General features: G+C 38.7%; 29 protein-coding genes. 17 read left to right on the top strand and 12 right to left on the bottom strand.

The genetic code is table 11. The features are described 5' to 3' along the window. Positions 1 to 61: 61 nt before the first annotated feature. The 4 genes from IV512_RS04080 to IV512_RS04065 form a co-directional block, all read right to left on the bottom strand. Complete coding sequence (locus IV512_RS04080; RefSeq protein WP_209400891.1) at positions 62 to 487, bottom strand: nuclear transport factor 2 family protein; 426 nt, start codon at positions 485 to 487, stop codon at positions 62 to 64. 20 nt (positions 488 to 507) lie between these two features. Further along, positions 508 to 1,731, bottom strand: a complete 1,224-nt coding sequence (locus IV512_RS04075) for a sorbosone dehydrogenase family protein (RefSeq protein ID WP_209400889.1) — start codon at positions 1,729 to 1,731, stop codon at positions 508 to 510. A gap of 86 nt (positions 1,732 to 1,817) precedes the next feature. Further along, entirely contained in the window at positions 1,818 to 2,831 is a 1,014-nt protein-coding gene (locus tag IV512_RS04070) for an AraC family transcriptional regulator (protein WP_209400886.1), read from the bottom strand. A 59-nt stretch (positions 2,832 to 2,890) separates the two neighbouring features. Further along, entirely contained in the window at positions 2,891 to 3,697 is an 807-nt protein-coding gene (locus IV512_RS04065) for an EcsC family protein (RefSeq protein ID WP_245224672.1), read from the bottom strand. Between the two features lie 159 nt (positions 3,698 to 3,856). Here IV512_RS04065 and IV512_RS04060 point away from each other — a divergent pair, with 159 nt between their 5' ends. The 6 genes from IV512_RS04060 (at position 3,857) to IV512_RS04035 (ending at position 10,135) form a co-directional block, all read left to right on the top strand. Beyond that, the gene (locus tag IV512_RS04060; RefSeq protein ID WP_209400882.1) at positions 3,857 to 4,408 is read left to right on the top strand and encodes a CopD family protein; all 552 of its coding nucleotides are present in this window, start codon (positions 3,857 to 3,859) and stop codon (positions 4,406 to 4,408) included. Positions 4,409 to 4,555: 147 nt separating this feature from the next. Continuing rightward, positions 4,556 to 5,968, top strand: a complete 1,413-nt coding sequence (locus tag IV512_RS04055; RefSeq protein WP_209400880.1) for a PAS domain-containing sensor histidine kinase — start codon at positions 4,556 to 4,558, stop codon at positions 5,966 to 5,968. Positions 5,969 to 6,013: 45 nt separating this feature from the next. Continuing rightward, on the top strand, positions 6,014 to 6,793 hold the full coding sequence (locus tag IV512_RS04050) for an enoyl-CoA hydratase/isomerase family protein (RefSeq protein ID WP_100870452.1): 780 nt from the start codon (positions 6,014 to 6,016) through the stop codon (positions 6,791 to 6,793). Between the two features lie 22 nt (positions 6,794 to 6,815). Then, positions 6,816 to 8,366: a hypothetical protein gene (locus IV512_RS04045; protein ID WP_209400878.1), complete on the top strand. Its 1,551-nt coding sequence runs from the start codon at positions 6,816 to 6,818 to the stop codon at positions 8,364 to 8,366. Positions 8,367 to 8,424: 58 nt separating this feature from the next. After that, the gene (locus tag IV512_RS04040; RefSeq protein WP_209400876.1) at positions 8,425 to 9,498 is read left to right on the top strand and encodes a PA0069 family radical SAM protein; all 1,074 of its coding nucleotides are present in this window, start codon (positions 8,425 to 8,427) and stop codon (positions 9,496 to 9,498) included. Positions 9,499 to 9,580: 82 nt separating this feature from the next. Next, positions 9,581 to 10,135, top strand: a complete 555-nt coding sequence (locus tag IV512_RS04035; RefSeq protein ID WP_209400875.1) for a porin family protein — start codon at positions 9,581 to 9,583, stop codon at positions 10,133 to 10,135. A gap of 80 nt (positions 10,136 to 10,215) precedes the next feature. On the opposite strand, the gene IV512_RS04030 is transcribed toward IV512_RS04035, so the two are convergent. From IV512_RS04030 to IV512_RS04015, 4 genes are all read right to left on the bottom strand, one after another. Continuing rightward, on the bottom strand, positions 10,216 to 11,640 hold the full coding sequence (locus IV512_RS04030) for a Gfo/Idh/MocA family protein (protein ID WP_209400874.1): 1,425 nt from the start codon (positions 11,638 to 11,640) through the stop codon (positions 10,216 to 10,218). Positions 11,641 to 11,712: 72 nt separating this feature from the next. Then, positions 11,713 to 12,393 carry an HD domain-containing protein gene (locus IV512_RS04025; protein WP_209400873.1) on the bottom strand — a complete coding sequence of 227 codons (681 nt, stop codon included), beginning with the start codon at positions 12,391 to 12,393 and terminating at the stop codon, positions 11,713 to 11,715. Beyond that, the gene (locus tag IV512_RS04020; protein WP_209400872.1) at positions 12,390 to 13,136 is read right to left on the bottom strand and encodes a 1-acyl-sn-glycerol-3-phosphate acyltransferase; all 747 of its coding nucleotides are present in this window, start codon (positions 13,134 to 13,136) and stop codon (positions 12,390 to 12,392) included. The genes IV512_RS04025 and IV512_RS04020 overlap by 4 nt, the downstream gene beginning before the upstream one ends. A gap of 154 nt (positions 13,137 to 13,290) precedes the next feature. Beyond that, positions 13,291 to 13,704, bottom strand: coding sequence for a BrxA/BrxB family bacilliredoxin (locus IV512_RS04015; protein ID WP_209400871.1), 414 nt, complete (start codon positions 13,702 to 13,704; stop codon positions 13,291 to 13,293). Positions 13,705 to 13,875: 171 nt separating this feature from the next. Between IV512_RS04015 and IV512_RS04010 the strand changes: the two genes are divergently transcribed. From IV512_RS04010 to IV512_RS03990, 5 genes are all read left to right on the top strand, one after another. Then, positions 13,876 to 14,232, top strand: a complete 357-nt coding sequence (locus IV512_RS04010) for a hypothetical protein (protein ID WP_209400868.1) — start codon at positions 13,876 to 13,878, stop codon at positions 14,230 to 14,232. 80 nt (positions 14,233 to 14,312) lie between these two features. Then, on the top strand, positions 14,313 to 15,050 hold the full coding sequence (locus IV512_RS04005) for a TerB family tellurite resistance protein (RefSeq protein WP_100870461.1): 738 nt from the start codon (positions 14,313 to 14,315) through the stop codon (positions 15,048 to 15,050). A gap of 62 nt (positions 15,051 to 15,112) precedes the next feature. Further along, positions 15,113 to 15,697 (top strand): HupE/UreJ family protein, encoded by a 585-nt coding sequence (locus tag IV512_RS04000; RefSeq protein WP_209400866.1) that lies wholly within the window; start codon positions 15,113 to 15,115, stop codon positions 15,695 to 15,697. Positions 15,698 to 15,781: 84 nt separating this feature from the next. Further along, positions 15,782 to 16,219 carry a dCMP deaminase family protein gene (locus tag IV512_RS03995; protein WP_209400864.1) on the top strand — a complete coding sequence of 146 codons (438 nt, stop codon included), beginning with the start codon at positions 15,782 to 15,784 and terminating at the stop codon, positions 16,217 to 16,219. Positions 16,220 to 16,229: 10 nt separating this feature from the next. Beyond that, entirely contained in the window at positions 16,230 to 17,855 is a 1,626-nt protein-coding gene (locus IV512_RS03990; RefSeq protein WP_209400862.1) for a S41 family peptidase, read from the top strand. Here IV512_RS03990 and IV512_RS03985 read toward each other — a convergent pair. Next, positions 17,852 to 18,055: a hypothetical protein gene (locus IV512_RS03985; RefSeq protein ID WP_209400860.1), complete on the bottom strand. Its 204-nt coding sequence runs from the start codon at positions 18,053 to 18,055 to the stop codon at positions 17,852 to 17,854. The two genes, IV512_RS03990 and IV512_RS03985, sit on opposite strands and share 4 nt — an antisense overlap. Before the next feature lie 18 nt (positions 18,056 to 18,073). Then, complete coding sequence (locus IV512_RS03980) at positions 18,074 to 18,652, bottom strand: MarC family protein (RefSeq protein WP_100870466.1); 579 nt, start codon at positions 18,650 to 18,652, stop codon at positions 18,074 to 18,076. A 119-nt stretch (positions 18,653 to 18,771) separates the two neighbouring features. Here IV512_RS03980 and IV512_RS03975 point away from each other — a divergent pair, with 119 nt between their 5' ends. Then, positions 18,772 to 19,344 carry a DUF3109 family protein gene (locus tag IV512_RS03975; protein WP_209400858.1) on the top strand — a complete coding sequence of 191 codons (573 nt, stop codon included), beginning with the start codon at positions 18,772 to 18,774 and terminating at the stop codon, positions 19,342 to 19,344. Here the strand turns inward: IV512_RS03975 and IV512_RS03970 are convergent. Together IV512_RS03970 and IV512_RS03965 are read right to left on the bottom strand one after the other, a co-directional pair. After that, positions 19,334 to 21,199: a tetratricopeptide repeat protein gene (locus IV512_RS03970; protein WP_245224671.1), complete on the bottom strand. Its 1,866-nt coding sequence runs from the start codon at positions 21,197 to 21,199 to the stop codon at positions 19,334 to 19,336. The genes IV512_RS03975 and IV512_RS03970 overlap by 11 nt on opposite strands. An 84-nt stretch (positions 21,200 to 21,283) precedes the next feature. Continuing rightward, the gene (locus IV512_RS03965) at positions 21,284 to 22,018 is read right to left on the bottom strand and encodes a LytTR family DNA-binding domain-containing protein (RefSeq protein WP_209400856.1); all 735 of its coding nucleotides are present in this window, start codon (positions 22,016 to 22,018) and stop codon (positions 21,284 to 21,286) included. A gap of 356 nt (positions 22,019 to 22,374) precedes the next feature. Between IV512_RS03965 and IV512_RS03960 the strand changes: the two genes are divergently transcribed. The 5 genes from IV512_RS03960 (at position 22,375) to IV512_RS03940 (ending at position 25,572) form a co-directional block, all read left to right on the top strand. Further along, on the top strand, positions 22,375 to 22,557 hold the full coding sequence (locus tag IV512_RS03960; protein WP_209400854.1) for a hypothetical protein: 183 nt from the start codon (positions 22,375 to 22,377) through the stop codon (positions 22,555 to 22,557). Positions 22,558 to 22,603: 46 nt separating this feature from the next. Beyond that, entirely contained in the window at positions 22,604 to 23,128 is a 525-nt protein-coding gene (locus IV512_RS03955) for a hypothetical protein (RefSeq protein ID WP_209400852.1), read from the top strand. A gap of 863 nt (positions 23,129 to 23,991) precedes the next feature. Further along, positions 23,992 to 24,339, top strand: a complete 348-nt coding sequence (locus IV512_RS03950; RefSeq protein WP_209400850.1) for a hypothetical protein — start codon at positions 23,992 to 23,994, stop codon at positions 24,337 to 24,339. Between the two features lie 115 nt (positions 24,340 to 24,454). Next, entirely contained in the window at positions 24,455 to 24,811 is a 357-nt protein-coding gene (locus IV512_RS03945) for a DUF4870 domain-containing protein (RefSeq protein ID WP_209400848.1), read from the top strand. A gap of 281 nt (positions 24,812 to 25,092) precedes the next feature. Further along, the gene (locus IV512_RS03940) at positions 25,093 to 25,572 is read left to right on the top strand and encodes a T9SS type A sorting domain-containing protein (protein WP_209400846.1); all 480 of its coding nucleotides are present in this window, start codon (positions 25,093 to 25,095) and stop codon (positions 25,570 to 25,572) included.

The following is a 25,572-nucleotide window of genomic DNA, read 5'->3' as shown; positions in this document are numbered from 1 at the left end:
TAAATGTACATAATAAAAACTAATGACCGCCGTAACTTTTGACCAACCTCCTTTGACCTTATTAATTAGGCATTAGGGTAGCTGCCTTGCTGATTATTTTCCAATTGCCTTCTAGCTTTTTTAAAAGAAACAGGTCTATGAATCGTAGGTTTTGATCTTTAATCAAGATTTCTACCTTGGCCGTAGCTATATCATTGGCAATATCAATTGACAATATCGAACCTTTACGCCCATTGAACTTTCCTTTTTCTCTTTTCTCGAATAGCTGGGCGTATTCTTTTGCTGAAAGCATATATATAGGCTGCCCCTTTTTTGACAGAAACATACGGGCGTCTTCATAGAACGGAGCAATAATTTTATTTGGTTCACTATATGTGGTGCCATCGATATACATTTGAAGATTTTTTCGAATATCATCTTCCTCATTTTGTGCATGACAGGCACCAACTAAGAATAATGATACTAAAGTAAGATAGATGATTTTCATAAGACTTGATATTTACTAATTTATAATTGTGGTTTTATCCTAATGATTTTGCCGTTTTTTGGGTGTTCAAGATTTTCGGTTAATAGATATAGTTTACCCTCAGGACTCATTATCGCTTTGCGGGAGCGGTGACGTTCGTCGATGAAAAGCTCTTCCATGCTTTTTACGGTCTCTCCATCTAAGCGAATTCTCCAGAGACTTCCACGCGAAAGTCCTGGTACTATAAGATTGCCTTTCCAATCGGGAAACTCGTTGCCCGTGTAAAATGTAAGTCCGGTAGGGGCAACGGTTTGAGGCCAAGACCAGGCCGGATCAGTATAATTATCATCTAGGTTTTTTTTAGGAAAAAAATTAACTCCCCTGTATTTACCCGTTGTTATTATGGGCCAACCATAGTTGGCTCCGGGGCGTAAGATATTGATTTCGTCACCTTGGTGAGTGCCATGTTCGCTAAACCAAATCTTACCTGTTTTGGGTTCCATTTTTATGCCTTGTGCGGCGCGTATGCCGATTGCATAAAGTCCTTCGACAGCTTCAGGACCAAAGTCAGGGTTATCATCAGGTATCGTACCATCTGAATTTATACGATAAATTTTTCCTCGTTTGTCCGTCTTATCTTGGGCAATAGGCGTTTCGGGTTGATTATCTTCGTTAAAGAGTCTTTCTCCAACAGTGATGTATAGTTTACCATCGCTACCGAAAGTCATTCCGCCCCCGTAATGATAAAGACCATGTGAATAGGGTAGAGCTAATAGTAACGGCTTGATATTTTGTAGCGAATCGTTTTGAAGTTCGGCACGTATAACTTTGGTCGTCGAACCTTGTGGGGCTTTGCTGACATAAGAAATATATACATGATGGTTTTTTTCAAATTTGGGATCTAGAAGTATTTCAAAAATACCTGCGTTGAAAGTGTATTTTTTATTGTCGGTTATACGGCTCGGGAATGTGCCCAATCTATAATCGGACTTACGGTACAGAAGACTATCTAACCTATCGTTAGGAAAACCTTTGATAATGTGCTTCGTTTTGGTGCTGAGGTTTATTCGTAAAAGGTCACCATCCTTTTCAGAAAGCAATACTTCGTTTTCAGAAATAAAGGCCATACTCCAAGGGCGGGCCAAGCTATCTATTATGGTTTCTTTTTGAGGAAGAGTTATGGAAGCGCGGTTTTCTTCACTTTTCGGTTTTGTGGGAGTGCATCCGACGATAGACGCAATTACCAAGAAGATTAAGATTTTCATGAAAGGGTTTTTTTATTTCTGAGGACAAATTCCCAAGAAATAACTCAAAATCCTTTAAAAATCACGTTTCTTAAAACGAAAGTTTTCTAAACAGGTTTGAATTGATTTCTATATTGTGAAGGGGTTAGCTGGGTTTCTGCCTTAAAAGCGAGATTGAACGAGGTAACATTACCGAAACCACAATCATAGGCAATCGTAGCTATTTTCTCTTTAAGATAAGCGGTATCTGCTAACAGGGCCTTTGCCTTTTGAATTCGGTAGGCATTAACAAATTCTGAGAAGTTTTTCCCTTGGTTTTCATTTATAGCTCTAGAAACATCACGAGGAGAACATTCAATTCTTTTGGCCACTTTTGATAAAGAAATGGTAGAATCGAGATATAGTTCTTCTACTTTGAATAATTGTTTTAAGGTAATAAACAGTTTTTTAGATGTGGCTACGTCAATATTAGAGGTACTATATTTTTCGAGGCTAAAATCGTGTCGTTGTAATAGAAGAAATGAAAAAGTATATACTAAAAAAGAAAAGAAAATTGCTCCGCCGATGTAAAGGGGAATTATACCCGTGATATTCCCGATATAGAATAACCAGATGAGACTTGTGCCAAAAATTAGATTTCGGTACCATTTTGAGATGCGGTGGTGAATTTGATCTCTAGTTTTTGAGAGCACCTGTATTGAAAGGAAGATGTAGATACTCAAATGAAAAAATACACCCAAGTAAATAAAATACGCCCAATTACTACCGTCATTGGGAACAAAAGCACACAAGGTGGCAAAGAGAAGAAAAGGGAGAAGGTGAATGTAGGTAATAGTATTGAATGTTTTTGGTTTTTGCAATAGTGCTTTCCCATAAAACCATAGGCAAGGCCCGGCGAGCAACACCCCTGAGATACCAAGATTACGTTGCCAAGGCGATAAATCTAAATATACATTGAGAATCGATTTTCCGATACGAATAGTCAAGCCTAGAAGTAAAAGAGCCAAGAAAATATTGGCCCTTCGGTTTCCTTTTCTAAGAGTGAAAAGATAAAAGCAAAGAAATAATGCTTGGGCGATACCCAAAGAACTTATTACCAGTATCACGGCATTTCCTTCCATGAATTAAAAATAGAAAGAATCAATCGATCTTTGAGGCCTAATTATTTATTAAAGTCAATCTAACGCACGGATAAACCTTCATAACTGTCCCTGACCAATGCTTCTCCATATTTGCGTTCCAATCTTCTGATACTAAAATGGGCTTGGGCCATATTCTGAAAATGCTGAATAAAGGCAAGATTGATAGATGCCCCACCAACGGCACCCACCACCGGAATAGCTTGGGCAACAAATTTTTCCGATACTTGAACGCTGAACCGTGAAGCTACGATGGAAACCAATCTTAAAAGGGGGTTAGCAGAGGTCACTAGAAGCCCCTCGATTAGCTTGCTCGACGACCCTTTGACAGCAGCATTAAGAGCTATTCTTGTGGCAAAATACCCAGTATCTAAGCTATCGTCATGTTTGGTTTTACCGCCAAGAGCAAATACCTGCAAACAGGCCAATTGAGTATCTAATTCGTTTAAATCTTCCCCTTCGCTTCGACCGATGTCCATAATTGAGCGCATCATTAATTTGGTGGTAAGCCCCAAATCTACTGCGAAAGCGGTGGCCCCAAAGGCACCTCCAATAGCGCCCGAAGAGGTGACCATCGCTTTATAAAGCAAGTTCGAAGGTACTTTAGGCTGCTTATTTTTCATTGATATTAGATTGGACTTTACCACGGTGTGTAAAACGTTATAAGAAATTTGTTGCAGCCACTTTTGCTGTTTCTGAGGTAGTAAATCTATTCGCTTATCGATAATATTACCTACCTGGTTAAGGCCCTGCATAGCCCAACCGATTTCTTCCATTTTTATTTTTGCGTTTTGAAGCACTAATTCGTCTTCTACACTAAGTTTCTCTGTGAAGGTATTACTGACCATAACAACTTTTATTTGTTGATAAGTAAGATAGGGGAGCATTTTGTTACGAAAAAATGCTCAACATAATTTTTTTAACTCGATTGGGTAGGTATAGATTTGCTGAACAGCTTATTTTTCTAGTTTGACCTTTTGACTAACTTTGAACTTAAATAAAAACGGGTGTCAGAATACTACAATTATATCAAGGCTCTTCATCTCATTTTCGTGATTACTTGGTTTGCCGGCCTTTTTTATATTCCCCGTTTATTTATTTACCACATTGAGGCTTCTCAAAAGCCATCTCCCGAAAAGGAAATCCTTACCAATCAACTACAACTGATGACCAAACGTTTGTGGTACATCATCACATGGCCCTCTGCCGTGCTTGCTGTGCTGTTTGCAGTATGGTTATTAATTTTGGCCCCGCATTTTCTGCAACAACCATGGATGCATGTCAAGCTCGGTTTTGTAGCGCTTTTGATAGCCTACCATCTTAAAAACCATCAGATATTCAATCAACTACAGCGCAATGAGGTAAAATACACCTCAAATTATATGCGTATTTGGAACGAGGGAGCCACCATAATTCTATTTGCTATTGTTTTCTTAGTTATCTTGAAAAGTGCTTTTAATTGGATTTTCGGAGTCGTGGGTATTATTGTATTGGGTATTCTGCTCATGCTTGGCATTAAGCTGTATAAACGTATCAGAAACAAAAACCCGAAAGCTTGACGAATTGCTGTCCGAACAATCACATAGTAACCCTAATTTTTGATTACAAACCGCCCAAAAGTTTTGGTGTGATATTTGCTACCTTTGATAGCAAACCTATTTCCATTGCTTACCAAATTATCGCTTAGGTCTCGAATATTCGTGTCAATGATACTTTTAGTGGTCATTGCGTCTATATTGATAGCGGGGGTTCTTGTCTTTCAATATCACGAGCAATCAAAAGATTATCATAAGGGCCGTTTAGAGCGTAAAGAAGAACAGGTAAGGCAGAGTGTAGAATATGTGCTTAGAGAAACTACCTACCCGGTAACCACTGAGAATTTGCACAATATTTTTCATATGGAAATATACCGTATAGCGAATGTGCAAAATCAGCGATTGAACATTTATGACCTAGAAGGGCAGTTACTTAAAAGTTCTAGACCGAAATTCGAGGTCGATTCCGTATCAAATTGCCTTCGCCCTTATATTCTCAATCAACTTGAAGCAAGCCCGACCAAACGTTTTGTCGACGAAAAGGCGGTTGCAGGTGATAATTATAGGGCATCTTACACTTATATCAACGATAATAAATTCAAACCCATTGGTATATTGAATTTGCCTTATTACGAAGATGATTCTTTTAGTAATATGGAGCTTCGAGAACTTTTGACACGTTTGGCAGGTGTCTATCTGCTGATGTTGCTTATCGCCATTAGTTTGGCCTATTTTATTTCTACTTACATAACGCGTTCTTTACAGACGATTTCAGATATGTTGGGTAGAACGCATCTTACTAGGCGAAACGAGAAAATTTTGATTCAAAACCCCAGTGAAGAGATAAAAAAATTGGTCACTTCTTACAATGCCATGATCGATGAGCTTGAACAAAGTGCAGTAAAACTGGCTAGAAGCGAACGGGAACAGGCTTGGCGTGAAATGGCCAAGCAGGTAGCCCATGAAATAAAAAACCCGCTGACACCAATGCGACTGAGTATTCAAAGTTTTGAACGCAAGTTCGACCCTCAAGACCCTGATATTGTGAGAAAGGTTCATGAATATTCGAAAACATTAATACAACAAATCGATACCATGAGCAGTATCGCTTCTGCATTTTCAAATTTTGCAGAAATGCCTGCGCAGCAGAACGAGACCTTGAACGTGGTCAAAATTGTAAAATTGGCCCTTGATATTTTTAATGAAGATTATATTCATTTTCTTTCTGAAGAAGATGAGGTCATTGCCAAAATGGACCGTACACAACTTATACGTATAGTTACCAATTTGGTGAAAAATGCGATTCAGGCGGTACCCGAAGTAGACTCGCCCCGAATTTTAGTGTCCGTTGCCACAGATAAAGATTTTGTGAAAATTTGTGTTGCCGACAATGGAATCGGTATCGAAGATGAATTCCGAGAGAAGATTTTTGAACCTAAATTTACTACCAAATCAAGCGGTATGGGCCTTGGGTTGGGAATGGTCAAGAATATTGTCGAAACATACAAAGGCAGCATCGATTTTACCTCACAACCTGGTAAAGGCACTGTCTTTTCGGTGAAGTTGCCCAAAGAAAACAACTAATTATTTAAGCCTAAATATTATTTTAATCCCTTAGTCCGATAACAAATGAGCTACACTAATATTCTTGTCACTACCAAAAACAATATTGCACAGGTCACCATTGCCCGACCCAAGAAATTAAATGCTTTAAACCGAGATACCCTTCAAGAACTTCATGAGGCATTTACCGATTTGGAAACTAATACTGAGGTTCAGGTAATCATACTTACCGGTAGCGGTGAAAAGGCCTTTGTCGCTGGTGCAGATATCTCTGAATTCGCCGATTTTTCTGAAGAAGAAGGAGGGCAATTGGCAGCGGAGGGCCAAGAACTTGTTTTTAATCTCGTTGAAAACCTGTCAAAACCTGTTATCGCAGCTGTTAACGGATTTGCCTTAGGGGGCGGACTCGAATTAGCAATGGCATGCCATTTTAGAGTGGCCAGCGACAACGCTAGAATGGGTTTGCCCGAAGTATCATTAGGTGTAATACCCGGCTACGGAGGCACACAGCGTCTGCCGCAATTGATTGGCAAGGGTCGAGCTTTGGAGTTGATCATGACCGCTGGTATGATCGATGCCGATAAGGCTTTGAGTTATGGTTTGGTGAACCATGTAGTTTCTCAAGAAGATCTTTTAGGGTTTTGCGAACAGCTGGCAGGTAAGATATCGAATAATTCACCGGTAGCGATTAGCTATGCAATAAAAGCGGTAAATGCTGGTTTTAAGAATAGTAATGGATATGCTGCAGAGATTTCCGCATTCGGTGCCTGTTTTGGTACTGCGGATTTTGAGGAAGGAACGACCGCTTTTTTAGAAAAGCGGAAAGCCAATTTTCCGGGCAAGTAGCATACTCGCAAAATACCTACTTATGCGAATTCGAAGAAGCGTGGTAGCCCTTGTCTTTTGGGCTTCCCTGACCAGTGTTTGTGCTCAGGAAATTCCTGTTGATTATAGCTTGGGCGAAAACTATTCCGATAGACATAAATATTCAACCGTACTTTCGATAGAGAGTGCTACCAAAGGGGAAACCGTGTTAATACGTACGTATTATGGTGGTTTTCCGTTACGGCCAAAAGGGCATTTTATTGAAGTTTACGATGCCGATTTAAACCTAAGGGCTGATTTTAACTACAAGCAAGCGGGTGACCACATGGTCGATGGTTTTGTGAAAAATGGTCAGTTGTACCTGTTAGAATTAAGATACGATATCAACAGTGAAGCTTATTCGTATATCGTACATCAGAGTCCGATCAGTGAGTTCAACTTTACCGAACGTCGACTATTGTCCATTCCTTCCAAAGAAGTAATCAATCCACTGGCGGTAAATAAGTACAGTCGCAATTTCGGTAACGGCTTTTCGACTGCTACACATTTTAACGATGAGCGTTCGGCTTTTGCGATTACCGTTCATCATCGAGAGGGTCGGGAGCAAAAATATAGGGTCTTTCTCTTTGGAACGGATTTAAAAAAACGGTTGGAATACAATTTCACCGAGGCAATCGAGGAAAAGAATTATGCATTTGAAAATATTGAGGTTTCCAGAGATTTATCATCACTGTACTTAATGGGCAAAGCTTATTTTAAAAAGCGGAGGTCTGACCTTAAAGAACGTAGATTTCAGTATGAATTGGTAAAGATTTCTGCTTCGGGCCATAAAACACAGGAATTCGTCGATGCCGGAAGATTTCCAGAATCACTTAAACCTATATTGGTCAACAATAACCTGAAGGTAGTGGGTTTTTATGCGGATAGAAAGGATAATCGTTATAACGGACTCGTCTATTTTAACTTAGATGCAAATTCTTTGGATGTACGCTCAAAAAAGTACAATCCTTTTTCAGACCAGTTCATGCTAGACAAATTTGGGCGTGAGGTCGATGCGGAAATCAAGAACTTGATTTTTAAAAGTGTACATATAACTCCTGATGAGAATATTCTCTTCAGTGCCGAAGAGTATTTTGTGACCAAGGGTGAAGATATTAGCTCTGGGGGTACACAAATCACTGATCGTTATCACTATAATGATATTGTCTTGGCTAAACTCGATGCACTCGGTAATATGGCTTGGGCCCGCAATATCAATAAGACCGAAGTTACCCAAGGCGATGCTTCTTACGCCTCTTATACGGCTTACGGGCATGGCGAAAACATGTATTTTTTCATTAATTCAGGTGAAAACCCACAGAAATTGAGCAACGAACGTATACTGTTCAAACAGGGCTTTAGCAGAAACCCCAACATGTTCGTAATCAAGGTTGATGCTTCAGGAGACCTCTCTTATAAAAAATTGGTCGACGATAAAGAATTACGCTTGCCGGTCATGGTCTCTCGACCATTGATTGATAATACGGGCGATAAGCTATTGTTCTATGCTAAAAGGGGGACGAAAAAACAAATGCTTCAGGTGACTGTTAATTAAGATTTCTTAGTTCATATTATTGGAATTAATCCATAAATTTGGATAAAATCCAATATTTGTGAATGATGATAATTTTATCAAAGGTCGTGGTGCGCAGCAAAATGTACCGAACAAGTTTCTAGAGCATAGCTATGAAACTCGAGATGACTTTTTGGAGTTTTGTCGAATAGAGGGGGAAGAGGCCGATAAGAACAAGACGCAATACATTTCTATTTTCCCGAAAACGATTGTAAACAAGGTCACAAGCCCAGATGTGGAAATGACGTTTTCAATGAATCCCTATCAGGGGTGTGAACATGGGTGTATTTATTGTTATGCTCGCAACACTCATGAATTTTGGGGTTACGGTGCCGGTCTTGACTTCGAACGGAAAATTTTAGTGAAAAAATCAGCTCCACAACTTCTCGAAGAAAAATTAAAAAGCAAAAGGTGGCAAGCCCGAACAATTGTACTTTCAGGAAATACCGATTGCTATCAACCTGCAGAAAAGAGGTTCAAAATTACGCGGGCGTGTCTTGAGGTATTTCTGAAATATAGACATCCCGTAGGTATCATAACAAAAAATGCCCTAGTGCTTCGTGACCTTGATATTCTAAAAGAATTGGGAAAATATGGGCTTATAGGGGTTAACGTATCGGTAACTTCTTTGTATGAAGAAACACGCAGAATTCTAGAACCTCGAACAACGACCATAAAAAAGAGATTGGAAACTATTCGCATTTTGTCTGAAAACGGCATTCCTGTAAATGCAATGCTCGCTCCTATAATACCCGGTATTAACAGTCATGAAATTTTGAATCTGGCCAAAGCGGTCTCAGAAAATGGAGCGCTTTCTTTTGGTTTTACAGTGGTGCGGCTCAATGGTGCCATTGGTCAGGTTTTTTCTGATTGGATTAGAAAAGCATTGCCAGATAGAGCCGATAAGGTATTGCATCAGATTGAAGAATGTCATGGTGGTAGCTTGAACGATAGTCGCTTCGGGGTGAGAAACCGTGGGGAAGGCAAGATTGCCGCTCAAATTCATGATTTGGTCAAATTAGCCAAACAAACTTATTTTAAAGAAAAAACTTTTCCAGTCTTGAACCACGATATGCATGCCGAATATAAAGAGGGGCAGCTTAGTCTATTTTGATAGAAAATAATTTTTTCATACCCCTTGTTAACCTTTTTGTTCTTCCGGTATCAATAGGTGAAACAATCCAATGAATTATAGTATGAAAAAATTAGTATGCATTTTTACGTTGGTACTGACCGTTTATCAAATGAATGGCCAAGAATTTAGTTTTGGTGCAAAAGCAGGTATTAATATCGCCAACGTAGGCGGTTACAATTATGGCGGTTTAGGCAGCCTAGGGTCTAAAGTAAGTTTTCATCTTGGCGCGGTGGCTGAAGTGCCCATTTCAGATAAAATGGCAGTACAGCCCGAATTGCTGTATTCTTCACAAGGTTCAAATTGGAGCTTTGGTACCAATGGTGATAACCTGAAACTTGATTATGTGAACCTGCCCGTGCTAGCGAAATATTATTTCATAGAAGGGCTTAGTGCCGAAGCAGGGCCATTGGTCGGGTTTTTGGTATCTACGAACGCTGATGACGACCTATTTAAAAGTCTTGATCTTGCTTTTGCCATAGGAGCGTCTTACAAACTGAATGAGAACATTTTTTTCAGTCTTAGGTACAACAAGGGAATATCGAACATCAATACAGATGATGTTGGTGGCAGTAGCCAGAACAACGTAGTGCAGATTTCGGCAGGGTATGCCTTTTAACGATTGTTAGTGTTGGTTGAAAACTGAAGGCATAGAAAAATAGGAAATATTTTTTGTCGACGCCTTCAGTTTTATATTTGTTAAGATAGCTCCCAGCCCTTTCGGTAACTTCCTTTGACCCATTCATTGGCCATGTCCCAATTGGTGACTTTCATATTTTCACCATCCCAAAGAATTTTTCTTCGTCCCGGATATTCAAAAGGATCCCAATCTCCCAATTTTTTTCCTTCTTTCAACTTTTTATATTGAAAGGCTTTTATAGCCAAATTGCCCATAAGAACGGCTTCCGTAAGAGGCCCTGAACGTTTGAAATCAGATGAGGTTTCTACACCGTTTAAACAGCCTTCAACAAAATTCGCTTGATGTCCGCCTACATCACCATCAATTCTTTTCAAATATGGAGCTGGAGCTTTGAACATATCCATATTCTTGCTCGGTAGCAATCTAGCATTTCTAGAATAGGTATCCGCTACTAAAATACCTTTGGTTCCGTAGAATACAGATCCCCCACCACTATCGCCAATGGCTTCTCCATCGGCAAGTTCATCAGGTAAATCGGGCATTAAGCCGCCATCATACCAGTTTAAAGCTATGTCACCGTGTTCTTCGGTGTTGAATTTTAAGCGAACAATCGATGAAGCGGGGCAAGATTCACTATAATCGGCTTCGACGAAATCGCCTATCCAATTGGTCGTACAACTGGCCTCGGCCTCGGTAGGGTAGCCTAAATCAAGAACACCGAACGGAGTTTCCATAATATGGCAACCCATATCACCTAAAGCACCGGTTCCAAAATCCCAAAAGCCCCTCCATTTGAAAGGTAGGTATGCGGCGTTATAATCGCGCATTTTGGCGACACCGAGCCATAAGTCCCAATCCAACCCCTTAGGTACGGGTTGTTTTTCTGTAGGTAAGGGCACGCCTTGTGGCCATACGGGTCTGTTCGTCCAGCAATCAACCTTATAAACCTTGCCGATAATACCTGATTGAATCCATTCTTTGGCCTGGCGACTACCATCACTTGACGCACCTTGGTTTCCCATTTGGGTAACAATGCCGTTTTGTCGGGCTACCGAGGTCATTAGACGTGCTTCATTGATATTGTGTGTTAATGGCTTTTCTACATAAGCATGTTTTTTGGCCTTCATAAAAGGTAAGGCGATAGAAGCATGCATATGGTCAGGCGTGGCCACCATAATAGCGTCGATATCTTTGATATGCTTATTATAGACTTTTCTAAAGTCTTTGTATTGCTTTGCCTTCGGATATTTCTTGTAAGAATCTGCCGCTCTACGGTCATCTACATCACATAAGGTTACGAATTTGACCTTGCCGGTTTCGTTCAGACCGTTCATAACGCTAGAACCTCTTCCCCCGACACCAAAAGCTCCCATGTACAAGGTGTCACTAGGGGGTACATGAGTTTTGCCCATAACATAACTGGGTACGATTGAAAATGCGGTAGATGCTGCAGCGGCGTTTTTAATAAATTTTCGTCTTTGCATAGTATTTAAGTGAGTTTAGTATGAGCCTAGGAAGGTACAAAAAATATAAATTTTGTTGGGCTCGCCCGCTTACTATTCAATCGTTGTAGAGATGGCTAATGGATTCCACTCTCTGTAAAATTGCTCAAGATAGTCTAACATATATTTATGCCGTTTTTCCGCTATTTTTTTTCCCGTCGTGGTGTTCATTTTATCTTTAAGAAGAAGCAATTTTTCATAAAAATGATTGAGTGTAGGTGCGCTCGAATTTTTATACTCTTCTTTACTCATTCTAAGATTGGGTGGTACTTCTGGGTTATAGAGTTCTCTATTCTTAAACCCACCATAGTTAAAGGCACGGGCAATACCAATGGCACCCAAGGCATCTAACCTGTCGGCATCTTGTACGACTTGAAGTTCTTTTGAATTAAAAGGTCGACCAGGTTTTTTTTTGAGAGAGTTCTTAAAAGAAATATTCTCGATAATTTTCACTACATGTGCAATAGTTTTCTTTTTTACCTTGAGTTCATTCAAAAAGGTTTGGGCCAATTGGGGGCCGATTGTTTCGTCTCCATCGTTGAATTTGGCATCGGCTATATCGTGTAGAAGAGCGGCTAGACTCACTGTGAGAATATCTACCTTTTCTTCTTTTGCGATCAAAAGCGTATTCTTGAAAACCCTTTGAATATGAAACCAATCATGGCCACCCTCTGCACCTTGCAGAGTTTCTTTAACGAAAGCTATGGTCTGTTCTACTATTTCTGCGTCGTTCATAGGGGTGTTCGAAAAGAGGTTAGCTCAGAAACTATGGCTTTTTCAGTTTGTGCTATAACTTCATCTAAATTTTGTTTGACTTCGATCGGCTCATGTACGGTAAATGTGAGATGGTTGCCTATACCACTTGGAAATTTACCATAGCGCAGCATTTTCCAAGAATTATCAATAGTAATGGGTACTATAAGTGCCGATGGTGCATTTTTCACTAGTATTTTAAGACCCATTGTTTTAAAAGGTTTTGTATGCCCAGTTCTACTACGGGTACCTTCGGGAAAAATTACGGCGCAGCGATTGTGTTCTTCTATATACCTGCCTAGTTTGGCAATTTCAACAAGAGCCTGTTTGGTATTTTTTCTATCGATCAGGGCAGAACCACCCTTTCGGAGGTTGTAGGAAACGCTCGGTATACCCTTGCCCAACTCTTTTTTGCTCACAAACTTTGGATGATGGTCACGCATATTCCAAATAATAGGTGGTATATCGTGCATGCTTTGATGGTTGGCAACGATAATTAATGGGCGTTCTATAGGTATGTGATGAGGATTTTTAAATGTATAAGTAGTGCCCAAAATATGGGTACACCGCATCAAGCTAAGATTCAATAGGCTAACACTCGCCTTATGGGCGTGGTAACCAAAAACATTGTAGCAGACCCACTGAATGGGGTGAAAAACCAACAGCGTTAACCCGAAAAAAATCTGGTAGAGCAAGGTCAGTGGGTAAGCTAAGAGTTTTTGCATAGGGCAAAAATAAGACTATTCACAATTTTGTTAAAAACAAGACTGTATTTTAATAGGCTAGAGAGTTGATTTTAGTGGGAGGAAGTACATAAACCAAAAACGGACTTCCTATTTCTGGGAAGTCCGTTGTATAATTTTGCAATCGTAATCGGTACTAAGTACAGAACTCTTCGTAAGCACCAATCAAGTTCTCTGCAATCAATTCTGCAGGTCTGCCTTCAATATGATGACGTTCGATCATATGAACCAACTCCCCATCTTTAAAAAGGGCCATACTAGGTGAAGAAGGAGGAAAAGGAACCATTAGGTTTCTTGCCTTGTTCACCGCTTCGGTATCGACACCCGCAAAAACCGTTACGGCATGGTCCGGTCTTTTAGCGTTCTGAAGACTCAATTTAGCAGCAGGTCGAGCATTGGCAGCGGCACAGCCACAAACCGAATTGACCACAACCAAAGTGGTACCTTCTTTGTTGATTGCATTTTCGACCGCTTCGGCCGTATATAATTCTTCAAACCCGGCTGATGCCAAGTCTTGTCTCATAGGTTTTACCAATTCTTCCGGATACATAAATATCAATTTAATTTAGGATAACAAAGATACTTAATTTGTCGCATTTTATTGGTGCACTTAACATTACCTTATGGATAGGTTGTAGGAGGTTACTTGAAAATTACTATATGAAAAGGATATGGTTAGAAAAAGAATTAAATTTCTTGTGTAAACATTCATTTTAATATCATGAAACCTATTAAGAGAATTGAGTTAATAATCACTCATTACAAAACTAATATTAGCTCTTTTGAAAAGAAGGTTGGCCTTAGCAATAATAGTATTGGAGCTGTAATAAGAAGGAAAACAAGTGTTAAGGATGAGACGTTGAACAGTATTCTTCATGCTTATCCAGACATAGATCCAACATGGCTGTTAATAGGGGAAGGTAATATGTTAAAAAGTGAAACCTCACTTCAATCCAACCCAAATAAAATGGTGCTCTCTGATTTTTCAGACCTAGAAATAACAGAATATATCGCGCAAAACTTAAACAGGTTTAAGTCATTTGCCACCTTTAGAATAGTTGTAGGTCTTAAGATTTGATTTTAGCCGCGTAAACCTGTTTTTGCAAACCCCGTCATTCTAAGTGCTTTTAATATCTTTGCCAAAATTTTTTACACGATATGATTAAATGGTTCGCGGCCATTCTTGGGTATTATCTCTTTCGGTTTCCGGGGGCTATCTTAGGATTTTTAGTTGGCAGTTTTGTAGATAACCTAAGTGGGGGCGGTAGAAACGCCCAGACCATTTTTCAAGACATGACCCGGCAGAATGTTTCGCCTGCCGATTTCGAGTTGAACCTTCTTTCGCTCTGTTCCATTGTGATCAAGGCCGATGGTAAGGTGAGCCAGCGTGAGATGGATTATGTTCGACAATATTTTGTCAGCACCTATGGTAAAGATAGAGCGAATGCTATTTTTCGTACGTTTAATGAGGTTAATAAGAAACACGAAATTTCTGCCCAGCGTATTTGCACTTATTTGAACCAACGCACACGATACGAGGTGCGCTTGCAGTTGTTGCATTTTCTTTTCGGTATAGCCCAGGCCGATGGTTCGGTGAGTGGCCCTGAGGTCAATAAAATTAAAGAAATATCCGGCTATCTAAGGGTGAATCTCCGTGATTTTGAAAGTATCATGGCCATGTTCATTAAATCGGCCAATAACGCGTATAAAATTCTAGAGATTGAAAAATCGGCTACCGACGATGAGGTGAAAAAGGCGTATCGTTCTATGGCTAAAAAGTATCATCCTGATCGAGTAAATACAGAGAACGAGGCCATTAAAAAGGGTGCCGAAGAGAAGTTTAAAGAAGTACAAAAGGCTTACGAAGAAATTCAGTCAGAGAGAGGTATTGGATAAAATATGTTGCTGGTCTGCATATCGCTATTTAAGAAGGTTTATGATAATAATTAACTGATGAAATGCAAGATTTTTGGTTCTATTTACAGCTTGGGCTAGGGCACGTGCTCGACATCAATGCTTATGACCATGTTCTGTTTTTAGCAGCATTGGCTCTGCCTTTCACGTTTAAAAGCTGGAAGAGTGTGCTGATGCTGGCCACAGTTTTTACACTTACCCACTGCCTTTCATTGGCGCTAAGCACATACGAATTAGTTCTTATGGATGTTGGATTGATCGAGTTTTTGATTCCGGTTACCATAGCAATGACCGCCATATTTAATTTATTGTTTATTAAGCTGCCCACTGATAAGAAAAACATTGGACTGCACCTGATAGCAACGGCTTTTTTTGGTCTCATACATGGCTTTGGCTTTAGTAACTACTTTAAAATTTTAATGGCAGAGGAAGAGAATAAGGTGGTTCCCTTACTGGGTTTCGCCACAGGCATCGAGTTTTCTCAAGTGTTGATAGTTCTTCTGGTTTTAACCATATCATACATCTTTGTTTCTATGATTAAATTTGAAAAGAAACGCTATGTAATTATCATCTCTACTTTAATACTGCTGCTTACAATACCTATGCTAGTTCGTACGTTTCCTTTATAGCAAGCCCTTGTTTTTGCTTAATATTAACTTCAAAATAATTGTTGGGCTTTTTTAAAGCAGGTATCTTAGTACTTTTCTAAACGAATGAAAGACAGCAAACAAGAGAAATATGATAGGGCTTATTTGAGAATGGCCCAAGAATGGGGCAAACTTTCGTATTGTAAACGTAAACAGGTAGGTGCTATAATCGTAAAAGATAGAATGATTATTTCCGATGGATATAATGGTACACCTACGGGCTTTGAGAATATTTGTGAAGATGATGAGGGCTACACAAAATGGTATGTTTTACACGCTGAAGCCAACGCAATCAGTAAAGTAGCTTCTTCAACACAGTCTTGTGAAAATGCCACGCTTTACATTACATTATCGCCATGCAGAGAATGTAGTAAGCTTATTCACCAGTCTGGCATCAAACGTGTAGTATATCAGACGGCTTACAAAGATAATTCGGGCTTGACGTTTCTGAAAAAAGCCGGTATCGAACTGGTTCATATGCCAGAAATCGAAGCTTTGGTTTAAAATTCAATAAATGAAGGGTAAATTCAGTTACATATGGCCTACAATAATTGCTGCGGCACTCGCCTTGGGTATTTTTGTTGGTGGAAAACTGCATTTTAACGACACGCCAGAAAAACTGTTCTCTACCAATTCAAAAAAAGATAAGTTGAATAGGCTTATCGATTATATCGATTACGAATACGTAGATGAAATCAATACAGATAGCATCGTCGATGTGACCGTTAATCAGATTTTAGAAAAATTAGATCCACATTCGGTATACATTCCTAAAAACGAAATGAAACGGGTCGCCGAAAATATGAAGGGCGATTTCGTAGGTATCGGCATCAATTTTTACGCATACAACGATACCATTGCGGTTATACGAACCATACCCAACGGGCCCAGCGAGAGTAAAGGTATTAAAGCTGGGGATCGTATTTTAATGGCCGGTGTAGATACACTTTATGGCAAGAACCTAAAAAGTGATGCTATCGTTCAAAAGCTGAAAGGTGAGAAGGGCAGTTCAGTCAAGCTCAAGGTATATCGCAAAGAAGATAATGAAACTTTTTCGGTGAACGTAAAACGTGGGGTAGTGCCTATTAAAAGCGTTGAGTCATATTATATGTTGACCGATGATATGGGCTATATAAAAGTGAACCGCTTTGCCGAATCAACCTATAAAGAATTTAAAAAGGCTTTACGGGAATTAAGAAAACAGGGTGCGCAAAAATTGACTTTAGATTTAAGGGATAACCCTGGCGGATATTTAGGCGTTGCGGAAAAAATGGCCGATGAGTTTTTAGAAGAGGGTAAGCTTATACTGTTTACAAAGAACAAAAAGGGAAAAATAGATAACATTTACGCAACGGATAAGGGTACATTTGAAGATAAGCCTATTTATGTGTTGATCAATGAACGGTCAGCTTCTGCCAGCGAAATAATAGCTGGCGCCTTACAAGACAATGATATTGGTACTATAGTTGGCCGTCGCTCTTTTGGAAAAGGTCTGGTACAACGCGAAATGGAGCTGGGTGATGGTTCCGCAGTTCGGTTGACAGTTTCTAGGTATTATACGCCTACCGGAAGAAGCATTCAAAAAACTTATGAAAATGGTACTAAAGACTATTACAAAAGATTTACTGAACGCTATCATAATGGTGAGCTGGTATCGGTAGACAGTATCAAGGTAGCCGATTCTTTAAAATTCACCACGCCTAAAGGAAAGGTGGTTTACGGAGGAGGTGGCATCATACCCGATATTTTTGTACCTATTGGAACCAACGAAGAAGAGGCAGTTGAAAGTATGGATAGCTATGGATGGTTGTCTTACTTCATTTTCGAACATTTAGATGGTGAACGTACTAAGTATCAAGACTACACAGAGACTGATTTTGTAGAGAATTATACCGTTGACGATATTCTTTTTCAAGAGTTTGTGGAGTATTCACTCAACAGAAATCTAAAAATGGATTTCTATGCACATGAAAAAAGTATAAAGGTGTATCTAAAGGCTGCACTTGCCGAACAACTCTTCGGAGCGAATGTGCATGCCAAAATAAAGAGTAGCGAAGACGCCATGCTTCGTGAAGTACTCGAGCTAGACGACCCAATCGTTAAACAAACGGAAGCCAGCGGCATCGATGCCAATAATTAATTTCGACTTATTTTATCTTGGATCTTTCTGCTAGTTCTATAGATCAGAAGCAATAGTATGGCACAGAGCGGGGCTAGTATTCCGATGATGGCAACGCTGCTATCTCCCACTAAAGGGTTTTCAAAATCGATTTTAGTAGTGTTGTAAGCCATCAATGCTATGGACAATACGACTAAAATAATAGTGAGTGTTTTGCTCATTTTTTCTCTATTTTTTTCTTAGAAGAGTTCATTTATGTTGGCAGCGAACAGTTTTACAGCTATCGCCAATAGAATTACGCCAAATACTTTTCTAATAATGTTGAGTCCGTTCTTACCAAGCACTTTTTCAATCTTTTTTGAGGATTTAAGTACAAGGTAGACGAAAATTGTATTGACAAAGATAGCGATTATGATATTTTCCACGTGGTATTCGGCCCTAAGTGATAAAAGAGCGGTCAACGTTCCTGCACCAGCAATTAAAGGAAACGCAATAGGTACGATCGAAGCACTTTCGGGTTCGTCTTCTTTGTAAAGTGTTATGCCCAAAATCATTTCAATCGCCAAAAAGAAAATTATAAACGAACCGGCCACGGCGAATGAATAAACATCGATACCGATCAGGTTTAAAATTTCTTCACCGACGAACAAAAATGCGACCATTATTATCGATGAAACGAAAGAGGCCTTTTCAGATTCAATGTGCCCTACTTTTTTACGTAAACCTATAATAATAGGTACACTGCCCAAAATGTCAATTACGGCAAAAAGAACCATTGTAGCAGTCGCTACTTCACGAAAATCAAAATGGAATTCCATGTCTTCAAATTTTCGGCAAAAGTACATTTATTCGAAGAGGTTTTTGGCATAGAGCTTCCGATAAATTACTGTTAAATAAATACTATTTAAAAGTATCTTTGTAAGGGTAAAACGTAGTCATGTTTCAATTAGGAAAAACCATAGTATCCGAAGAGATCATAGAGAATGATTTTGTATGCAACCTCAGTGCCTGTAAGGGCGCTTGCTGTGTCGATGGTAATGCCGGTGCGCCGCTAGAAGATAATGAAACAACCATTTTAAATGATATTTATGAAAGGGTAAAACCGTTTCTTCGCGCTGAGGGTATAGCGGCTATAGAAGATCAGGGTACATTTATAAAGGGTGAAGATGGAGAGTGGGAGACCCCGCTGGTGAATGGTAGTGAATGTGCCTACGCTACTTTTTCAAATAACGGAACTGCTAAGTGTGGAATAGAGGAAGCGTATAATGAAGGAGCCATCAACTGGAAAAAACCTGTTTCGTGCCATATGTATCCCGTTCGAGTTCGAGAATATACCGAATTGACGGCTGTCAATTACCACAGATGGGAGATTTGTGATGCAGCCTGTGCATTGGGCGAAGAATTGCAAGTGCCAATCTATAAGTTTGTGAAAGAGGCCTTAATCAGAAAATTTGGCACAGCGTGGTACGAACAGTTAGAAGTAGTGGCCAAAGAGCATCTTAGGCAGTAGGTATGTGCAGGATCACTTGTGTTCCAGAAGCATTATCATTCGAATCATAAAGGTCAACAATTTCTACGTCGAACGAGTTCAAATAATCTTTAGAGAAATTGGCCAATCGTTCTTTGGTTATTTCAATACCTACCGATTTTCGTTTTAATACTTTATTCTGCTTGATTCTTTCAGCAGCTGCTCGCCCAATACCGTTGTCGATAATAGATATGTCGATAAAGTCTTTGACTTTCTTCGTGATGTTGAGCTCAATTCTCTTTTCACCCAGTTTGGGAGAGAGTCCGTGCCACAAGGCATTTTCAAGAAAGGGCTGTAGAATCAATGAAGGTATACGAATGGTATGGGGGTCTATATTTTTATCGATATTTATTTTGAAATCTATTTCATTCGAAAATCGAATATTTTCTATATTCATGTAGAGTTCCACCGTCTCCAATTCTTCTGCTAATGGAATTTCTCTCATTGATGAAGATTCCAATATTTTTCGTACCAGTTTAGAGAATTTGTTCAGATAATGAACTGCATTTTTCTGCTCATTATTTATAATATATAACTTGATAGAATTTAGAGAGTTGAATAAAAAATGAGGATTCATTTGACTTCTCAGCATACTCTGTTCGAGCGTCAACAGCTTCTTGTCATTTTTCAATTGATATTGACGATATAGAATATAGAATATACCGGCGAGCAACGCTATCGCTATACCTGACACCAGAAGTCTGGTATTATTTTTTCTCAATTGTTGATTGATCGTCGTGACACGGGCCTCATTATCTTTTTTTATTATCGAACTGTATACATAGCGAACATTCTTATTGTTTCGTATTTGCGATTCAACATCAAGAGATGTCTTAAAATATTTAAGGGCCTTTTCATAGTCCCCTTTAGCGATTGAAAGATCAGAGAGATAAGAATAGGCTTCTGCCCTAGTGTGTAGAAGGTTATATTTTTTAGCTAATTCAAGTCCTTTAAAAAGGTGTTTTTCTGCTTCCTCAAACTTCTCAAGGTCGGTTAAGGCCCAGCCTAATGTAAGATGAACTGATGAGATAGGACCAGGCTCACCTAGGTCCGTGGCTTGAATGAGGGCCTCGTCTAGTATGAGTATGGCTTCATTAACTTTTTTATCGTGAACATAGATATGTGCAATGCCATTTTCACATAATATTCGACCGCGTTTGTTTTTTAGCTCTTTATTATATTCCAAGGCAATATTATAATTTTCTAAGGCTGTTTTTAGCTTACCTTGGGCTTCGAGACATTCGCCTATATTTTGGTAGTTACTGGCAAGCCCCAACCTATTGTCTAAAGCTTCTTCGAATTCCATTGCTTTTTTGAATTGCTCTATAGCTAAATCATACTGCCCCAAAACCCTGTAGATTTGACCAATATTATTTAAAGATGTGCTTATGGCACTTTTAATTGCAAAGTTTGGGTTTTCGACTTTTTCAGCTATATCTAAAGCTTGATAAGTGTGGTCAAGAGCTGCGGTAATGGCATCGATTCTTCTATAGAGAATGCCTAGCATATTTAAGCTCAATATTTCGAGCTCGATGTTCGATGTGGTTTTCGCTATTTCTAAAGCTTTTGTATGTTTCTCAAGGGCTTGGTTGAAATGGGAAAGAAAGCGAAGTCGTTGCCCGATATGGTTCAAGGCATAAACTTGGCCGTCTTTGTAGTTTTGAACGGCAGCTGTTTTTGCCAAATAAGACATTTTAATGGTGTCGGAACTATAATTGCCGATAGCGGTGTGTATTTCGTGGTACGTCTTTGGCGCATGATTAATTAAGCTATCGACCGTATTTTTGAAATTTTCTTCAAGTTCTTGAGCATTTACTGAATGTAGTGATAGAGCCAAAAAAAACGTGACGAGACACATTAAGCGTAGGGCACACGCAAATGGGGAACTTGGAGTGTATGTAATTTGGAATTGCATTTAAGGTTAGAGCATATCCAGAAAGTCAGATTTTTTCTGTCGTGATACAGGTATTTTATGGTTCGACTCTAAAATTACGTATCCATCAGTTTTTAGAAATTCTTTTATCTTGTTTAAGTTGATTATATAAGAATTATGAATTCTAAAGAAGGAACTTTCTGGAAGAAGTTCATTTACCTCTTTAAGTTTTTTGGTGAGAACGATTTTATGTCCATCATTTAAAAAAACCGTGCTGTAGTTGCCATCAGATTCGGCATATAAAATATCATCACTATTTAGAAAAACCAATTTTCCATCGGTATTAAGTGTTATCTTCTTGTGCTTGGGGTTAGCATTGAAACTGAGCAATATTTTTTCTAAACGTTCAGCGGTATAATTCTTCGCATTGAACTTTCTGATTTTTACAATAGTGTCTTTGAGGTCATCGGTGTCGATCGGTTTTAAGAGATAATCTATGGCCTCATTTTTTAAAGCCTTGATGGCATATTGATTATAGGCAGTTGTGATAACTACGGGAAAATTTTTATTGGTCAATTTTTGAATAAATTGAAAACCGTCCATAGTAGGCATTTCAATATCTAAAAAAAGACAATCGGGCGTATTTTTCTCTAAATAAGTCAGAGCTTCAAAGGGATCTGTAAACGAAGCATTCACATTAATTTCATCACTAAAGTTGGTGAGTTCCCAAGTGAGGCTCTGTAAGGCCTTGATTTCGTCGTCTACGATTACTGCATCTAACATAATACATTGCTTTATGGTAAATTAATCAAATTTAATTGTATGGTTCAGATTACGAAAGAAACATGTGCCGATTGTGAGGTTAACCGTATAAATGGTAAGAAATGATGATATTTTGGAAATTGAAATTTAAATACTACAATATGTAAAAGAAAAAAGCTACAAAAATTATATTGATATCGGTTATTTAATCACCTTAGAAAAGGGTTTGGCAAACTATACATGAAAAAAGACCATCTACACATAACGACCATCAAATGTGGGGTTCTCAGATTACTTTTAATTCGTAGTTAGAATAGCATAGAAAAGTTTCTCCATCATTAAACAATTAAAACTCTTGTAGTAAACTAATTCTTATTATGATGAAAAAGTGCGCGATTATGTTCTGCATATTGATTGTTGTTTTAGCCCTAGCGGTAATTACCGATAACAAAGAAGAGTTCTCTACAGTAGATGAATTGGCCATTATTGAAAGGGAAGAAGAAAATATCGTTTATGGAGAATCAAAAAATGAAAATTTAAGAGGTTATAGTCCTGACTGAAATAATTTTAGTAGCAATGAAGATTTTTATGCGAACTACCAAGAATATGTTTTGGCTCTTTCTGTCGATGGTCTTTATATCAAATACGGCTCCAATCGACAAAATGCTTTTAGTTGATAACTATGTCGAAATTGGTAGTTACAATTTTAATTCAGAAGATATTTCGGCCGATAGCATTGAAGGTTGTGCCGTTTTCAAATCAATGCCGCCTGCTTATAATGCCAATCAAAAATACTCAAGTACTGAACTCATTTTCAAGCCTAGTGACAATAGCCACGGTGTACGTCTGGTACTTACAAAAGTAGATAAAGAAAAGGGTAATTGGGTCGGTTCTTATGAGGTTAGTCAAGAGGCCTTGGGTATTTACACTAAGGAGGGTGTCTTTGGTTTTGTTGATATCAATGAGTTGGGAGAGCTACCTTTCTATACTGAAAAAGGTGCTGTCGAAATAATACGAATGAACGGGAGCCAGGTTTATGGTCTTATTGATTTTAGCCTAAGAAATTTTAAGGGTAAGATAATTAACGTGTCAGGTCATTTTATTGCTAAGAAAGAAAATATTATAGACTAAATCGATTAATTAAACAGGGTGATTTAAAAGAGGTGTAACGCACTATTTTTGATGGGGTTAGGTTACATTATTATAATGTCTTTATAGTGATGGTTTTCAGGAAAATATTTATTTTTACCTTCCCCGATCGGTTCATCCGAAATACAAGTAAACTTGACTACTGATAATTTTTGTTCAATACGAGTACAAAAACCATACATGGGGAACAAGCAAAAAATGTAATGAAACTGCCAATCCATAAGGTGCGGCTCTAATCAAAAATGCCATTTTAATGGTAATTTTGTAAATCTGAAGTAGCCTTGAGGACACTTCACCAATCTATTGGAACGAGTGATATGCTCGATTATAGGTTTCGGGGGAACTACCTGAATCAGCACCCTTGGTAATATCGATTTTGATACATCAGTGGGGTCGTACGGTTTGGCGGTATCATTACATATTTATAGGATCATTGATTAAGTGACTGATGAATTAATATTCTTGTACACATCAAGACTCAATGATTAATTTCTGAAATGAACACTTTCTTCATCATATTCCGCAAAACTGAGATTTAAGAAAATTCTTGGTTTTTTAAGAATCTCGTCGATTTATATCAGACTTCATAAACCCATCTTTACCGTTCAGATAATTGGTCTGACTTCTACAAACGAGGTTGCCTACCTCTCCTTCTGTTCTCAATCGATTTAACCATACCATTTAGATTGAAAACAATGTGCTCATCGCCTTTCAAAAGAGATTGTTCAAATTTTACTGTTAACCTTTTAAAACGAATGCCATTAAAGGGCATAGTCCGTTTTAAACTAGGAGCATTTCCAATCGATAACGGTAAGAAAACTAATTGATTAACCAATAAAATCATCATGAGAACTATTAAAAAAATAAAGCTATTTTTTTTCGTATACGTTGCCGGTATCGGCTTATTAACGCAGGGCTGTCAAAAAGACAATCCATTGAGCCCGGCAGGAAACTGTTTTGGCGGTAATTGGGCGCAAGGGTATGCAGATGAGTTACAAGCATGGTCAAATGCCGCTACCGCTTATTCTGAAAACCCCAGTTCTAAGAATTGTGCAGAATATAAGAATGCCGCCAAGGGCTATTTAGACGCGCTTGATAACATCTATGATTGCGTGCCCACTACGAATAGGGCAGAAATTGACCAGGCTATCAAAGAAGCAAAGACAGAAATAGATAGCGAAAGTTGTGGTTAAGAAATAGTAAACATTTACTCAATGGTACTGGGTAGGTTGCAAGAATAAAATTACCATGTTCAAGTGAAAGGTAGAGGAGAAAAGAGAATAAATATTATAAGAAAAAAAGGAAGTGATGAGTACAGAAATTAAGCACGAAAGAACGGAACAGTTAGTTGGCGAAGAGGCTAAGCGAATAGCTGTAATTAGCTATATCACCATTATTGGAATGGTCATCGCTTTTGTAATGAACAACGATAAAAAACTTGGGTTTGCAAGTTACCACATTCGCCAGTCTATAGGTCTTTGCATTACCGGCTTTGCATTAGGAATTGTTGGAATAGTGCCGATAATAGGTTGGTTGATTAACATAGCAGGTATTTTTGTACTTCTTTATATGTGGATAATGGCCTTTATGAACGCTGTTAATGGAAAAGAAACGCCAGCCCCGATTTTAGGCAAGAAGTATGAAGAGTGGTTTAAGGGCATCTAATAGAAAATTTGATTTCAAATAATAAGGGTTCTTCTTTTGGGAAAAGCTCTTTTTTTTTTGATAATTCTCAAGGCAGTTCTGCTAGGAGGTTACGCTATTAAGAGATTTTTGGACGCTTTTTCGGAAGCGGTAGAAATAAGCTTTGAAAATATAGTAGTGTTTGTGTATAGATAGAAAAAACAGCTCTATAGTTTTAGGCTGATATGGTATTATGGCCTATAGGCTCATCTTCGATGTTAACCTTCTTTCAACAACTTCATTAACTGATAAAACCACCATTTATGAAATCGGTCTTTCATGGTTTGTTTCTGATTTTTTCTCATTGCCTGTTCGCTCAATCTATCGACAAGAGTATTATATCAAGTGCCGGAGGTTTATTGGTAAGTGCAGATATAAGTATGGGCTTCACCATTGGGGAGTCGGCTGTCGGCTACCTTCTAAACAACAACTCGGTCGATCAAGGTTTTTGGGCCGGAAAGGGAATTTTGGTTATTCCCTTGAGTATAGAAGAAGAACATATCGATATTGTGGTGTATCCAAACCCGGTAGTAGAAGAGTTGACCGTTTTTTCTGGCAATAGTGAGGTCTTGGCCATACAACTCTTTTCGGTCAATGCTCAAAGGGTTTTTATACAAACTTCAAATGCTTCTGAGGTAGAACATATAATTGACATGAGCTACTTGACAAAAGGGGTTTACATTCTTCAGCTTTTGATAAAAGGAAAAGGTGAATTGAAAGAATACAAGATCATTAAGAACTAG

Source organism: Pseudozobellia sp. WGM2 (assembly GCF_017810075.1).
Classification (GTDB): Bacteria; Bacteroidota; Bacteroidia; order Flavobacteriales; family Flavobacteriaceae; genus JADNYK01.
This window is presented reverse-complemented; position numbering and strand designations above follow the sequence as displayed.